This window comes from Nostoc sp. (genome assembly GCF_036917515.1).
In the GTDB taxonomy this organism is placed as follows: domain Bacteria; phylum Cyanobacteriota; class Cyanobacteriia; order Cyanobacteriales; family Nostocaceae; genus Nostoc.
In genome coordinates, this window is sequence record NZ_JBALDE010000021.1 from 58,031 (window position 1) to 73,102 (window position 15,072).

At 41.4% G+C, this 15,072-nt stretch carries 14 protein-coding genes; 10 read left to right on the forward strand and 4 right to left on the reverse strand.

The features are described 5' to 3' along the window. Positions 1-73: 73 nt before the first annotated feature. The gene (locus V7K89_RS02305; RefSeq protein WP_335184137.1) at positions 74-829 is read left to right on the forward strand and encodes an SDR family oxidoreductase; all 756 of its coding nucleotides are present in this window, start codon (positions 74-76) and stop codon (positions 827-829) included. Positions 830-872: 43 nt separating this feature from the next. Here the strand turns inward: V7K89_RS02305 and V7K89_RS02310 are convergent, their stop codons facing one another. Beyond that, positions 873-1,664: an SAM hydrolase/SAM-dependent halogenase family protein gene (locus V7K89_RS02310; RefSeq protein ID WP_335184138.1), complete on the reverse strand. Its 792-nt coding sequence runs from the start codon at positions 1,662-1,664 to the stop codon at positions 873-875. 155 nt (positions 1,665-1,819) lie between these two features. Between V7K89_RS02310 and V7K89_RS02315 the strand changes: the two genes are divergently transcribed. From V7K89_RS02315 to V7K89_RS02325, 3 genes are all read left to right on the forward strand, one after another. Beyond that, on the forward strand, positions 1,820-2,728 hold the full coding sequence (locus V7K89_RS02315; protein ID WP_335184139.1) for a hypothetical protein: 909 nt from the start codon (positions 1,820-1,822) through the stop codon (positions 2,726-2,728). A gap of 14 nt (positions 2,729-2,742) precedes the next feature. Beyond that, complete coding sequence (locus V7K89_RS02320; RefSeq protein WP_335184140.1) at positions 2,743-4,665, forward strand: Hsp70 family protein; 1,923 nt, start codon at positions 2,743-2,745, stop codon at positions 4,663-4,665. Positions 4,666-4,748: 83 nt separating this feature from the next. After that, positions 4,749-5,573, forward strand: coding sequence for a zinc-dependent peptidase (locus V7K89_RS02325; RefSeq protein WP_335184142.1), 825 nt, complete (start codon positions 4,749-4,751; stop codon positions 5,571-5,573). 86 nt (positions 5,574-5,659) lie between these two features. Here the strand turns inward: V7K89_RS02325 and V7K89_RS02330 are convergent, their stop codons facing one another. Then, entirely contained in the window at positions 5,660-6,115 is a 456-nt protein-coding gene (locus V7K89_RS02330; RefSeq protein WP_335184143.1) for an EVE domain-containing protein, read from the reverse strand. A 152-nt stretch (positions 6,116-6,267) separates the two neighbouring features. Next, positions 6,268-6,912 (reverse strand): class I SAM-dependent methyltransferase, encoded by a 645-nt coding sequence (locus V7K89_RS02335; protein WP_335184144.1) that lies wholly within the window; start codon positions 6,910-6,912, stop codon positions 6,268-6,270. A gap of 136 nt (positions 6,913-7,048) precedes the next feature. On the opposite strand from V7K89_RS02335, the gene V7K89_RS02340 reads away from it, so the two are divergent. The 6 genes from V7K89_RS02340 to V7K89_RS02365 all read left to right on the forward strand — a co-directional run bounded on the left by V7K89_RS02340 (position 7,049) and on the right by V7K89_RS02365 (position 14,237). Beyond that, a complete protein-coding gene (locus V7K89_RS02340) occupies positions 7,049-8,707 on the forward strand; it encodes an ArnT family glycosyltransferase (RefSeq protein WP_335184145.1) in 1,659 nt (552 codons plus the stop codon). A gap of 74 nt (positions 8,708-8,781) precedes the next feature. Beyond that, entirely contained in the window at positions 8,782-9,249 is a 468-nt protein-coding gene (locus tag V7K89_RS02345; protein ID WP_335184146.1) for a MarR family winged helix-turn-helix transcriptional regulator, read from the forward strand. A 162-nt stretch (positions 9,250-9,411) separates the two neighbouring features. Further along, positions 9,412-10,890, forward strand: a complete 1,479-nt coding sequence (locus V7K89_RS02350; protein ID WP_335184148.1) for an HlyD family secretion protein — start codon at positions 9,412-9,414, stop codon at positions 10,888-10,890. 130 nt (positions 10,891-11,020) lie between these two features. After that, the gene (locus V7K89_RS02355; protein WP_335184149.1) at positions 11,021-12,280 is read left to right on the forward strand and encodes an MFS transporter; all 1,260 of its coding nucleotides are present in this window, start codon (positions 11,021-11,023) and stop codon (positions 12,278-12,280) included. Positions 12,281-12,449: 169 nt separating this feature from the next. Next, positions 12,450-14,045, forward strand: coding sequence for a DHA2 family efflux MFS transporter permease subunit (locus tag V7K89_RS02360; protein WP_335184150.1), 1,596 nt, complete (start codon positions 12,450-12,452; stop codon positions 14,043-14,045). A 42-nt stretch (positions 14,046-14,087) separates the two neighbouring features. Continuing rightward, entirely contained in the window at positions 14,088-14,237 is a 150-nt protein-coding gene (locus tag V7K89_RS02365) for a hypothetical protein (protein WP_335184151.1), read from the forward strand. 21 nt (positions 14,238-14,258) lie between these two features. On the opposite strand, the gene V7K89_RS02370 is transcribed toward V7K89_RS02365, so the two are convergent. Further along, positions 14,259-15,038, reverse strand: a complete 780-nt coding sequence (locus tag V7K89_RS02370) for a Uma2 family endonuclease (RefSeq protein ID WP_335184152.1) — start codon at positions 15,036-15,038, stop codon at positions 14,259-14,261. Positions 15,039-15,072 lie beyond the last annotated feature (34 nt).

Sequence of the window (15,072 nt, forward strand, 5' to 3'; positions counted from 1 at the left end):
CGAAGACAGCTACAGCGTTTAAGTATAAATACTATCAAAGTTCATATTCAACTCATTCAAGGGAGCCACTACCATGTCACAGAAACTCACAGGAAAAATCGCACTTATTACCGGTGGTAATAGCGGCATTGGACTCACCACAGCAAAGCGGTTCGTTGCAGAGGGGGCCTATGTCTTTATTACAGGTCGTCGTCAAGACGGACTTGATGCTGCGGTGAAGGAGATCGGTGAAAATGTTACTGCTGTTCAGGGCGATGTGTCGAATCTCAGCGATCTGGATCGCCTTTACGCCACGATTAAAGAGCAGAAAGCACGCCTCGATATCCTCTTTGCAAACGCGGGTGGCGGCGAGTTTGTGCCGCTCGAACAAATCACCGAGGCGCACTTCGACAAGTATTTTGGTATCAACGTCAAAGGCACGCTTTTCACCGTGCAGAAGGCGCTGCCGTTGATGCCTGCTGGTGGGTCGATCGTCATCAACGGGTCGATGGTATCGATCAAGGGTATACCAGCTTTCAGCGTCTATGCTGCTACCAAAGCAGCACTGCGATCGTTCGCACGCACGTGGTCAGTCGATCTCAAAGACCGCCAAATCCGAGTCAATGTTGTCAGTCCTGGGACGGTGATTACACCTGGCTACAAAACTGAACTCGGCATGAGCGACGAGCAAATTGAGCAAATTAAGGCGGATACCGCTACCACCACGCCTTTGGGTCGCCCAGGCACACCGGACGAAATCGCCAAAGCAGTCTCTTTCCTTGCCTCTGACGAGAGCAGCTATATCACTGGCATCGAATTGTTCGTCGATGGCGGCACAGGACAAATCTAATCGTTTTTGGTCAGGACGACTCGATAAAGCCAACTAAGCAATTTTAGGCAATTTGAGTTACTTGCTGATTCACACGGGGACGACCAAAGCGCTCCCAAGCACTCCCTCCTCGCAGAAATAGCTCTAGGAAGCGCAATGGTTCTCCTGAATCACCTCTTGACCAACCGGAACTACCAGGAGCAAAGGCCAAAGTTCCTTCAGATACTTTGAAACTACCATCAGAATACACTGCATCGCTGACCACATCTCCAATCCGGATCACGATTTTGCTTTGAGGCTGCAAATTCAGTGTATGGGCCCCGATAGTTGTTTTGATGTTGCCGTAGCCATCAATCCAGGCAATTCGATCTGGTGGAACATCTGGGATTTGCTCACTCTTAAGGCTATCTCCCAGAATGCTAAAATCTTCATTCACAATGGCAGCCGCCGCCGGAGGAAATACATCCCGCGAGCGAAACTGTGAGCCACCACGAGAAACGTTGATCGTTCGCAACTCCTTTGTATAGTCTTTGATAAAGGAGAGGGTGTAGCCTGCATTCACACCCACTACTTTTACACCATTAGATAAAAGGGCATAAGTTAGTCCTTCACCTTCATTGTCTCGACGAGCTTCAGGATCGTCCTGACGAGGCGCACAGTTGTGATAAATTAGGCGATCGCTAGGGCCAGGATTGAGTCCCAGTTGGGCAATCCAGAATCCCGTTGCTAAGGTACTAAATGCTGGAACCGAAAGCAAATGAATTTGGGCATGGGGAAAAGCCATCAGCAGACGTTGTGTGACTTCAGTAAATGCCGGATCTCCTGTACCGTAGTCTGCAATGACGCAGATAAACATTCTGCTCCTCCTTTTGATGAGTAGTAATTTGCAATCAACCTAATTCATAATTAGTAATTATGAATGATTCCGTCACTATCTGATTACAGAGTGAAATGAAAAAACGAGTGTTGATTTCACTCCTAATTAATAACGTTAAAGTCTTAATCAACGCAATGAAAACAATCTCCTCACTTTTTAACGAAGAACGCAACCAACTCCAGACAGATATTGATAACACAATCGGCATTGAGCAAATAGTTAAACTGGTGCAAAACCGACTCGATAATCTTGAAAGAATTTATATTGAAAAGCTTAATTTGACTCAAGTTCGTCTAGCTTCCTTTTTCTTGGATACGCTGCGGCAGTCTATCGCCACTTTGGCAGCAGCTAATTATCTTCAAGCGGCTCCAACAGAGCAAAAACAAATTACTAACCCAAGTACAAAACTTTTTTCCAGCAGATTAATCCTGAAACTACTACAGGGGCTAGTTTCTATCGGCATCTTAGGCTCGTTGTTTTCCTTAACTAAAACTACCCCAGCTGCGTGGATGGCTATCTTATTAACTTCTCTACTTATCGGACTAGAAATTGTACTTCAACTCGAATTAAATAACCAGCAAAATAATTCTATATCTGAAGGATTATTGGAATTACCTCAACCGATTCTGCGAGTTGATAGCAAAGTATTTCTAGATTGCCTTAGCGATGCTCTCAACACTATCGACCTAGCAGTAGCTAGAGTAGAAGAATCAAATAAACATGAAGGCGACTTAGCAATAGAAGAATTGCCAGAGCTATTAAATTTTCTGCAAAGGCTAATGGGCGCATCGAAACTTGATAAACCCCAAATGGCTCATGAACTGGCGAAACTTCTGCCACAAATTTTAATGTCTCAGGGAATTAACACTCAAATTTACCGACCAAATGACCCGCACAGCGATCGCGAGTTTTTTGACTTTGAGCCAAGTATCGACCCTGATACCAAAGATCATGTAACTCTAACTCCGGCTCTGTTGAAAGGCGATCGCTTGATTAGACGCGGTAGGGTAATTGAGCCAGCATATTCCTCTGCTAGAGAATAATAGATAATAAGGATATGGAAATTTTAGAAACAATCGGTTTTGATTTGGGACACGGTGAAACGGCTGTAGCTAAAGCTGTAGTCGAAAGTATCGAGCCTCCCCAGATGTTGGAGATTAATAACAAGAAGAACCAAATTACAGCTCTTGGTTGGCATCCCAAACTTGGCTATCTTGTCGGTGAACAAGCATTAATTCAAGCTGGCGTCACCCAACTGACAATCTCTTTCAAGCAAAAACCCCACAACGATCCCAAATATCGGGAAACAATTAGCACTTTTGTGGCAACCTACTACCGTCTTTTGAAAGAAAGTAAACAAGTTGCAGGTGGAGAAGGTAGCTATTTTTACATAGGTTGCCCTTCAGGATGGTCAATTAGCGATCGCACCGAATATCAAAAGCTACTTCAAGAAGCTGGCATTCCCCAACTAAATGTTGTGCCCGAATCGCGGGCTGCTTTCATGCAAGCCAAGGAAGCCGGGAAGTTGGAGTATGACAAACTTGTTGGCTCGGTGCTAATTGTCGATATTGGTTCTTCAACCACAGATTTTACTTTGGTTAAAAGCTTAGAAGAGATCCCGATAGATTTCGGGAGTAATACTTTAGGTGCATCTTTGATTGACAAGGCTATTTTTGCCCGGACTCTCGCCAACCACGAACAAAAAGCATTACTGGAAAAAGTATTTCAGGAATATCCGCATCACCAAGCTCGTTGTGAGCTTGCTTGCCGCAAAGCTAAAGAAGATTACTTTTCTAATGAACAGCTATACAGCGATCCTCAGTCCTTTGCGCGTGGCTTCGAGTCAATCAACGAACAGATTTATTTTATTCCCCAAGTCAATAAATTGCTGATGGAGGAAATCTTAAATCAACCCTTACCTGAATTAGAGCATCATAGTTGGATTAAATCATTTCGCAACTCTTTAAAGGAGGCAAAAGAAAAGCTGGAAAAACTTGGAATCGTGCCCAAACTTGTACTGATGACTGGCGGTGCATCTCGCATGAAGTTCACCCACGTTCTTTGTCAGGAAATGTTTCCTGAACCAGAAACGCTGCTTCGCCCCGATCCGGAGCCGGAACGGTGCATTGCAATGGGTTTAGCACGAGTAGGACGATGGGATCTGCGGGCTGCTGCTTTTAAAGAAGAAGTGAACAAACTATTTACCTCGAATAAGCTTAAAGGTTTGATTGAAAGGCATATCCCGGAGTTAATCGAATCACTAACTAAACCTTTGGCAGATGGCTTGATTGTCAACGCAGTTAAACCAGCTTTAAAAAATTGGCAAAAAAACAAAATACGGACTTTAGCTGATTTAGAAACAGCTTTGATCGGTCGGGCAGAACAGTGGCTCAAAAGCGATCGCGCTGTGCAGATAATTAATCATCAATGCGCTTCTTGGTTTAGCAATAAAATCCAACCCGATTTAGCCGCACAAACCGATCCGATATGTCGAAAGTTTCAGATACCTAGAAGCAGCTTAAGGTTCGAGGATAGTATTGACCCAAATTTTGTTAATCCAGAGTTACAAATTGGAGATGCTATCCTGGCTGAAACAGTAGCGTTTATCGTCAATGTAGTAATTGGTGGAGGCGCTGTGGCTAGCATTATCACTCTCATACTAACTGGACATTTAACCTGGCCGATTGCACTAGTATATGGAGCTTCAGTGATGGCGGCAGGAATGGAGCTAAATCGTAAGACTGTTCAAGAAATTATTAAGACAAATGTAGATGTACCTAGTTGGATTCGTTCTAATTTTTTGAGCGATAAAAAAATTGAGGATATGTGTAAGCAAATAAAGCCTGAGTTAGAGAAAGTTCTTCAAGAACAACTGACAGCAAATCAAGAGGCTTTTGACAAATTGATTGTCAAAGTTGAGCAAGGACTTCAAACAAGCCTTTCTACCAAGGTTCAATCTTGCATAATTCTGATCCAGTAGTGGTAGTTAGTGAGCCACAACAATAACATTATTCTAGATTTTCGCTTACTAATGAATTCAATATGTAAGCTGCTCAAAAGTCAATGGTTAAAATAATAGTTTTATTTCTGATTATTGGGCTGATTATTGCTGGGATTTTATTCAATCCGATTTTAGTAAAAAGGCGAAGGAACCGTTTCAAGCATCGTCCTTTTCCCCCACTTTGGAGTGCCATTATTGAGAATAATCTTCCCATTTATCTGTGTCTTTCTCCAGATGAAATCAGACGACTTAAAGGACATATTCAAGTGTTCTTAGCAGAAAAGCAATTTATTGGCTGTAGAGGATTACAGGTGACAGAGGAAATGAAACTGACTATTGCGGCTGTCGCTTGTTTACTTCTATTAAATGAACGTGGGCAGTACTTCGCTAGACTTCGTTCAATTCTGGTGTATCCTAGCGCTTATTTTGTTCAGGAAACAACTTCCATTGGAAAATATGTTGTTGAGGAAAAGCGTGTAGCCAGACTAGGTGAATCGTGGACAAATGACCAAGTAGTACTGTCTTGGGAACAAGTGAAACAAGATATTAATAACTGGAAGGATGGACGTAACGTTGTGCTTCATGAATTTGCCCATCAGTTAGATCAAGAAGATGGTAAAGCTGAAGGAGTTCCGATACTGCAATGCAATTCAGATTATGCTATTTGGGCGAAGGTGATGACACAAGCATATCAGCAACTTTGTAATGATGTTTTGCAAAGTGTAAATACGGTAATGGATAGCTATGGCGCAACGAATCCCGCAGAATTTTTTGCCGTAGCGACTGAGACATTCTTTGAGAAACCGCACCAATTGTTATCCGAATATCCGGCACTTTATGAGCAACTACAACGTTACTATCAATTAAATCCTGTGCAATGGATGTGAACCAATTAAAGTAAAAAGTAAAAGATAATCTCCATAAATACAGTAAATTTAAAGTTAGTGAGCAACAGTCCTACTGTAATTTTAAACTAGGAGGTTTTCATTGCCAGAATCTTCAAAGCTACTGCTTCAGGGACGGGCATCACTGATAACCGATTTCCTTGTTTCACCAACATTAATTCTTCGGCGCTAAACTCTTCTTTGAGTATTGATAGCAAGATTGGGTTAGAAAAAGTTTCAACAAATTCCACTACAACTGTTTGCCACCGAGGGGATTCAGTACTTGATTTCGGGTCGTAGTATTTACTTTCTGGTTCAAACTGAGTTGGGTCAGCAATATCTTTTTTCACTACACGCATTATCCCAGCAATATTGGGAGGATTACTGCTGGAGTGATAGAAAAAAGCTAGGTCTCCTTCATCCATAAGGCGCAAAAAGTTGCGAGCTTGATAATTGCGAACGCCGTCCCAGATAGTCTCCTTCTGCTGTTGAAGGTCAGCAATGCTATAGGCTTCTGGTTCTGATTTCATTAGCCAATAATTCATCTACAGAAATTATGTATATACAAAAGTATTTTAATTTTGAGTAGGTAAGTCAGTTCGTAGTAAAGACTTTAGCTACTTATTTTCTAAGCACTAAAGTGCCTACTACAAGCCCTCTTGCACTAACTTAGACATTGTACTCGTGACTATTTGGCTTAACTGCGGTAAGCTATAACAGCATAAAACGGATCTTCTCCAGCTGCACCCAACCACTGTAATAAATTCGGTAATGTTGATTTATGGGCTATAACTTCTGGGGTTGTAAATCCTAGAACTGATGCAAAGTACTCTTTGACTAATTCGACTCGCTGTGATTCTGAAGCCTCTCGCCAAGCTTGAATCGCCTTTTCAAAAAACATCCGGTTAGAAAAACTGATAATTGCGACACCGCCGGGTTTTAGAATGCGGTAAATTTCGGAAAATACTGCTTCTGGATATTGCACATATTGCACAGATACGCAATTGAGAACAGCATCAAAATCTTCATCTGGTAAAGGTAGCTGCGGATTTTCGTTAAGATTTTGCACAAAGTAATGATTTAAGCGGGGATTTCGTGCTAATTCCTCAGCGTTGAGTCCGTGTCCTTCCACATGGTCAAACTCCATCTCTTCTGGTAGATGAGACACCCAACTGCTCATCATATCAAAAATGCGGGTGTTGGGTTTGAGGCGATCGCGGTATAAATCCGTTAGCTGTTGAATAAATCCTTCATCAACATGGGTAACGAAGCGGGGATAGGCATAGAACAGCTTATCGTCTGTATCGTCTAATTTCAGGCGTTGATTCGGTCTTAACTGCATAAATCTCTGTTTTGGAGTACTTTTTTGGAAAATTGCGGCAATTTAAAATATTTTTCAAAAAACACTATCTAACATATTTTAATAACAATAGGACAATAAACGAGTCTAAATAGCAGCATTCAATTTTATCAATTCAATGTTCCATAAACTACACTTCTGGCAGCATATTTTGCGAAAAATCCGCCTGGTAGAATCGTTACCCTATTTAAGTTTATTCTTTTGGACGCTACCCTTATTATTATTTACTTCTGGGCACAATAGCCTGATGGCACATGATGAAGCCCTTTACGCTTCGCGTGCCCGTCTGATGTTTGATTCTGGTAATTGGATAACTCCTTGGGAAAAGGCACATCATAAAACACCTGGGTCTTATTGGTTAATTGCCAGTTTCTACAAATTGTTTGGTATCAGTGATACTACTGCGCGTCTTCCTAGTATGATTGCTAGCATTTTTAGCTTATGGCTGGTGTATGAAATTGGCAAAATTATGCTAGACAAAAAATTAGCTTGGTTAGCTACTGCAATTTTAAGTGTAGAATTTCTCTGGCTACAATCCTCTCGTTTAAGTACGCCTGATGTACCGATGATTTTCTTGGTACTTTTAGCTATTTTTTCTTTACTAAAAATAGAATTACATCCTAAATATCGCTATTTTTGGAGTTTTATAGCTGGTTTTAGTTTAAGTTTAGGCTTCTTAGTCAGAAGCTTTATGATTTTTTTGCCAATCATAGCTTTATTCCCTTATTTAATTTGGGAACATCACCGTCATCGTCATCTTACTAACCCAGTTTTATATTTAGGCTTTTTCGTAGGTTTGATACCCACCTGCATTTGGCTGTGGTTAAGCTGGCTGCACTATGGAAATCAGAGTTTTGAGGAGTTACTCAAGTTTGTTGTAAAACTAGGTTCTGAAGATCGGGAGCATAATGGGGTGCTATTCTATGTATGGAATATTCCTTTAAAAGCATTTCCTTGGGCTTTTTTCGGACTTTTAGGTTTGTTTTTAACTCTCCGTCGTCCCATTCCTCGTTACCAGTTAATATTAGTTGGCTTTCCCCTTGTCTTATTTGTAGAACTTAGTATTTTCAGCACTCGTTTATCTCACTATAGTCTTTGCCTTTATCCATTTATAGCTTTGTTGGCAGCTGTGGCTTTAAGCTGGTTAGGCAATATTTATCAGACAGGAATTTACACACAATTCCCTGTTCAAAAAGGTAAAAAAAATATATTAAACCTTTTTGCAAGGAATAACCTGCCTCAAAACCTCAGTTATGGCTTTGGTGGATTCGGTGTTTTACTTGTAATAGCAAGTACTGTTATTATTAGTTACGGTGGTTCTGACATCCGCAAGGATGCAACTGTTGCCTTGGCTATGGGGTTGGGTTGGTTAATTTTACCTGTAGTCTGGATTAGTCGTTACCACTTTGGCAAGAAGTTTCTCACAGCACGTTACTGGATTGCAGGATGGTTAATTACCTGTTGGCTGACTTTGGCGACGATGGGTAGCATCGGTTTGTTAAGTGACTATAATCCTGTTTTAAGAACTTTTTTACAACAAAGTGCGATCGCTTCAATTATCCAATCTCATCCGATCTACCTTGTGCAAATAGACCAGAAAATCCAAGTACTGCTTAATTTCTATCTTGCTATTCCTCCCCAAGCAGTAGTTTCTATTTCCCAAGTACCAGCTTTAAGCTATGCTTTGATCTATACTGACCAGTCCCCTAAATTATCTCGGACTCACCAAGTTCTCGGTACAGTAAAAGAGTACCAGTTGATTCAAGTTCTTCCCTAAGACGGATGCAAAACAAGTATTGTTAAATAATATTGATTTAAGTATAATATTACGTGTACTAAGTATTTGCTTAAATGGTTTCTACATCCAATTACTCCCCACCTTTAGAGTCGTGGCAGCAAAATCTGGCACCATATAATTTGGGCTACAGAATCAAATTAGTCTCACAACTGCTGACTCGCAAGTTTACTGAGAGATTAGAACCCTTTGGACTTACGCCATTTCACTGGTTGGTGTTGTGCTGTCTTTGGCAAGAAGATGGTTTACCTACTTCTAGTATTGGTGAAAAACTCAAACAAGTGGGAGGAACTTTAACAGGCGTATTAGATCGGATGGAAGAACGCGGCTTGGTGCGTCGAGAACGCGATGTTCATGATCGCCGCATCTGGCGGATCTGGCTCACGGATGCAGGTAAGGAACTAGAAGCTGTTTTGCCACCAATCGCCGCAGCCGTGCGTGATGAAGCGATGGAAGGTATTTCCTTTGCTGACCGAGAACTGTTTTCTCAAATGTTGAATCGAGCGATCGCTAACCTCTCCTAAAGATGATTTTATAATCACCCGACCGGGGGAGGCAGTGTAAAGATATATTTTGAGATAATATTACGCATACTAAGGAAATAAGAATTTTTTTCAGAAAAAACTACGCATTCTAAATAAACGACTATCAATCAGATTATTGAATGAGCAAGCGAGGTAACAATCATGGGTGCTAATACCTTGAATGGACGCAACGGACACAAGACCATAATTTTAGAAAAAGAAGTGATTCCTGATTTAGAGACTTTAGAAACTGCTACTACACAGACAGAGACATCCGCAACAGCAGAAGCACCTGTTGTAACTCCTGAGACAGAGAAAGAAGTTCCAGCGAAACCGAAGCCCAAAAGACCGACTGGTTTAATTTTGGCAGGATTAGGTGTAGGTGCGATCGCCGCAGGTACTTTTGGTCTTCACTACTGGCAATACGCCTCCACCCACCAGGAAACAGACAACGCCACCGTTGCGGGAAATATTCACCAAGTTAGTAGCCGCATTCCTGGAACTATAAGTGAGGTGCTAGTGAATGATAACCAACTGGTGCAACCGGGACAATTGTTAGTGAAGTTAGATCCACGGGACTATCAAAGTAAGGTGCAACAGGCACAAGCAGCCCTGGAAAATGCTCGTGGTCAGGCGCAAGCCGCCCAAGCAAATATTGCTTTGAGTTCCCAAACCACTACTGGTAAAACAACTCAAGCGCAAGGAGATGTCAGTGGTGCAGTAGCAGCAATTTCTACAGCCCAAGCAGCAGTACAAGAAGCCCAAGCTGGGATTCCCGCTGCCCAAGCAGCAGTACAAGAAGCTCAAGCTGGAATTCCCGCCGCCCAAGCACAGGTAGCGCAAACAAACGCGAATTTGGAAAAAGCCCAAGCAGATTACAATCGTTACAACGAATTGTATAAAACAGGTGCGATTCCTCGTCAGCAACTAGACACAGCCAAGGCTGCTTATGATGTAGCCAAAGCACAGAAAAATGCCGCGATTCAGGGAGTACAACAAGCCCAAGCCCAGTTAGCCTCCGCCAAAGTTGGTGTCGCCAAAGCCCAGTCTCAGTTGGCACAAGCGCAAGAAAATGTCACCAACGCCCAAGCTAAATTGGCAGCCTCTAAGGGAGGATTGCAACAAGCTACCGCAGGCGGACAAGATACAACAGTTAAGCGTAGTCAATACGAAGCAGCAAAAGCAGCGATCGCCCAATCAGAAGCATCGCTCAAAGACGCACAATTGCAACTATCTTATGCCAATGTTACCGCCCCCAGTGCTGGACGGGTAGGTAGAAAAAACGTGGAAATTGGCAACCGAGTGCAATCGGGAACACCATTAATGGCGATCGTGGATAACGAGTATTGGGTAGTTGCAAACTTCAAAGAAACTCAATTAGAAAAGATGCGTCCAGGCGAGCCAGTAGAAATCAAGCTGGATACTTTTCCTCATCACAACTTTATTGGTCGTGTTGACAGTATTTCCCCAGCTTCCGGCGCTCAGTTTGCTTTATTGCCACCAGATAATGCTACAGGTAACTTCACTAAAGTTGTCCAACGCATTCCTGTTAAAATAGTTTTCGACCAAAAGAGCATTCAAGGATACGAATCGCGGATTACTCCTGGGATGTCTGCGGAAGTTGCTGTGGAAGTAAAGTAATACTAAATCGGCTTAAAACAGATGAAAAACCTCTTTCTGCTTATAACATTCTCCTACATCTAAAGAGAGGCGTATAGAGATCAGGTGAGATGATATCTATAAAAGCAGATTGGTATAAAACAAGCCTGACATGAAAAAATCCCTACTACCTGCTTTAAGGTCAAGAAACTACCAGCTGTTTTTTGCTGGACAAGGTATTTCCCTAATTGGGACGTGGATGACGCAACTTGCCACGATTTGGCTAGTTTATGACTTGACAAAATCTCCATTAATGCTAGGAGTTGTAGGATTTTCAAGTCAAATTCCTAACTTTTTTTTAGCTCCCTTTGGCGGAGTATTTGTAGATCGCTTTTCTCGATATCGTACCTTAATTGGTACACAAATCTTGGCAATGATTCAATCGTTAACATTAGCAGTACTGGCGCTAACTGGAGTGATTGAGGTATGGCAGATCATCGCCTTGAGTTTGTTTCAAGGATTTATTAACGCCTTAGATGCGCCAGCCCGCCAAGCTTTTGTGCCAGAATTGGTTGAACACAAAGGAGATTTAGCCAATGCGATCGCTATCAACTCCACGATGGTTAACGGTGCGCGATTAATTGGCCCTGCGATCGGCGGTTTATTAATTGCTGGCATTGGAGCTGGCTATTGTTTTTTAATTGATGGTTTGAGCTACGTTGCTGTAATCGCCGCTTTATTGGCAATGAAAGTTAAACCTTGGAAAAATTTGGGAACTGAGGGTAATCCCTTACAAAAAGTCAAAGAGGGATTTGTATATGCCTTTAGCTTTCCACCCATTCGTTCTGTCTTATTGCTATCAGCTTTAGTCAGCTTCATGGGGCTGCAAAATACTATTCTCGTCCCAGTTATTGCCGAACAAGTTCTCAAAGGTGGTGCAGAAAGTTTGGGTTTTTTGATGGCGGCATCTGGAGTTGGAGCCTTAACTGGTGGTATTTATTTAGCTACACGCCAAACAATCTTAGGAATTGGGAAATTGATTGCTTTAGCTCCAGCAATTTTGGGAATTGGTTTAATTGCCTTTTCTTTGTCTCGATTTTTACCACTCTCTTTATTTACAATGTTATTCGTTGGCTTAGGAACAATTCTCCAGATTGCTGCTAGCAATACATTTTTACAAACAATTGTTGAGGATGATAAACGCGGGCGATTGATGAGCTTATATACAATGTCATTTTTGGGGATGATTCCCGTGGGTAATTTATTAGGAGGTTTTTTAGCAAGTCATATTGGCGCTCCTAACACTTTAATGATTGATGGGATAGCTTGTATTTTAGGGTCAATTATTTTTAGCAAACAGTTGCCTGCTTTAAGAAAAATAATGCGTCCAATTTATGAGCAAAAGGGGATTATTACGACTCAAGAAGTTTAAGATAAATAACCGCAGTGAAATTTAGATTTACCTTAATGTAGCTTTCAATAGCAATTATTTTTTAATTTGTAACGAAGCTAATTCAAGCTCACGTTGAGGCAAAGAATATATTGGTATAAAAATTAAAATAACATTTTTTGCTACTTAACCTTGAAAATGGAACAAAATTATGGCTAATACAGGTGTAATTCGTCAGCAAGGGCAAAATCCTGCTTTGCCACCAGAGCGTGTACCGCTAAAAACCTGGATTGGTGTATTAGCCAGTATGCTTGGTGCATTTATGGCGGTATTGGATATTCAAATAACTAATGCTTCGCTGCAAGATATTCAAGCAAGTTTAGCAGCAACTCTCGAGGAAGGTTCTTGGATTTCTACCGCGTATCTCGTAGCAGAAATTGTGGTAATTCCTCTAACAGGATGGTTGTCACGAGTATTTTCTCTGCAACGTTATTTATTAGTCAATACTGCACTATTTATTTTCTTTTCTATTTGCTGTGGTTGGGCGTGGGATCTTAATTCCATGATTTTCTTTCGCGCCTTACAAGGTTTTAGCGGCGGAGTATTAATTCCTACAGCTATGACAGTTGTTTTAACAACTTTACCCCAATCAAAACAATCAGTTGGGTTAGCAGCATTTGGGTTTAGTGCAGTTTTTGCACCCTCAATTGGTCCAACATTAGGAGGTTGGTTAACTGAAAACTTTGGTTGGGAATACAACTTTTATATAAATATAATTCCAGGAATATTAATGCTGGCTGGTGTTTGGTATGGAATTAAGCCAGAAAAACCCCAAATTAATTTACTGAAACAAGGTGACTGGTGGGGAATTATTGCGATGGCTATTGGGTTAGGTTCCCTGCAAGTTGTTTTAGAAGAAGGTAGCCGCAAAGATTGGTTTGGTTCAGCGTTGATTGTACGCTTAAGTGTAATTGCAGTAATTTTTTTGGCGATATTTTTCTTTATAGAATTAACTCGTAAACAACCATTTATTGATTTACGGCTTGTACTTAGGCGGAACTTTGGATTAGCCAGTATTGTTAATGTGTCGTTGGGAGTAGGATTGTATGGTTCAATTTATATTTTACCGTTATATCTCGCTCAAATTCAAAAATACAATGCTCTGCAAATTGGTGAAGTATTAATTTGGGCTGGTATTCCCCAACTGTTTATTATTCCCCTCATCCCGAAATTAATGCAACGCATTGACGTGCGGTTAATGGTAGCTATTGGTGTGACTTTGTTTTCCATCAGTGCATTTATGAACTCTGGAATGACTAATGAAACAGGATTAGATCAATTACGTTGGTCGCAATTTGTGCGCGCAATGGGACAACCCCTAATTATGGTGCCGCTTAGTTCTATTGCCACTGGTGGATTGAGTCCGAAAGAAGCAGGTTCGGCAAGTGGTTTATTTAATATGATGCGAAATCTGGGCGGCTCTATTGGAATTGCTTCTTTAGCAACTTTATTAACAAACAGAGAGCAATTTCACTCAAATAGATTGGGTGATGGAGTATCTTTATATAATCCAGAAACTCAACAGCGAATTGACCAAATGACGCAGTATTTTATTAGTCGCGGAGCAGATTTAAGTAGCGCCCAAAATCAGGCGATCGCATCTATATCCAACATCGTTCGCCGGGAAGCATTTGTAATGGCTTTTAACGATTGTTTCTACTTTATTGGCATTGCTTTGTTAGTTAGTGGAATTGCCATTTTATTCCTCAAAAAGGTGAAGCCAACTGGTGGCGCTGTCGCCCATTAGATTTGTTGTATGAGTTAATATGTGCTAATTTCACCATATAGAATGAGTGTAGAATGCTTCCGCCGCAATGAGCAAGGATATTGGGTACTTTATCCTGATGAAAAAGTGGAAGAAGTGCATTTAGTTAGTGTTGGTTTTCGTTGTGCGATGCCTACGACAGGCTACCCTACACAGAAATATATGAAGATATAATATTGATAGATGAGAATTTTCTTAATCTAACATTTCTGGGTCAATTCCTAAAGCGTTGAGTTGTTCAGCAGAGAGAGTACGCAACTTCTCTGTAATTAAGAGCCGCTTCTGTCGTTCAGTTTCAGCCCTTTGTCGCTCAACTTCCGCCCGTTCCTCACCCGTTAGCAGTAAATTTCCTTGTGCATCCCACCACCGCAACCAAGGTAGCTCTGCATTTTGATAAAATCCTTGCCAGATTCCTAACTCTACGCCCATAGGGGCAATTGGGTAATGTCCCCGTTCATTGGGTTTCATCAGTTGATAGGTATTATCAATTAGATGGTAAACTTCCACTTGCGCTTTTGCTACTTCATAAATCCCATAATAAGGGACTCGAATTGCTTGCTCATAAACCCAAAATTTACCAACATTTCCACCTTCACCTTGAGATGGTGGCGTGTTATTGCGTTCTTCTGAACCATCTCCAGAGACAAATTCAATCACAATCAAGGGCGCGACGTACTCTTTCCACAGCACATAAGAACGCCGCGTTTTACCTTCAAGGGTCGGTGGTACATTGGGTACATAAAACCAGTCTGGTGCTTCAGCCCCTTTCTCAGGAGGATCTGTCAATCGCCAGTAGATACCTAAATCTTGCCCAATACAATATTGACTATCAGGATGAAGTTCCTCAAAGACAAGTTTAATCGAGTCAGTAAGTAAGATACTTTGGGGATGCTCTTGCCAGTTTTTCACAAATGTACCATCTGAGTCTGGTAACTGGGTGTGGTCAGGTAAAGTTAATGCCGATAAGGAAGTCATAGGCTTTAACCGAAGGTTTCTATGATTTTCATTG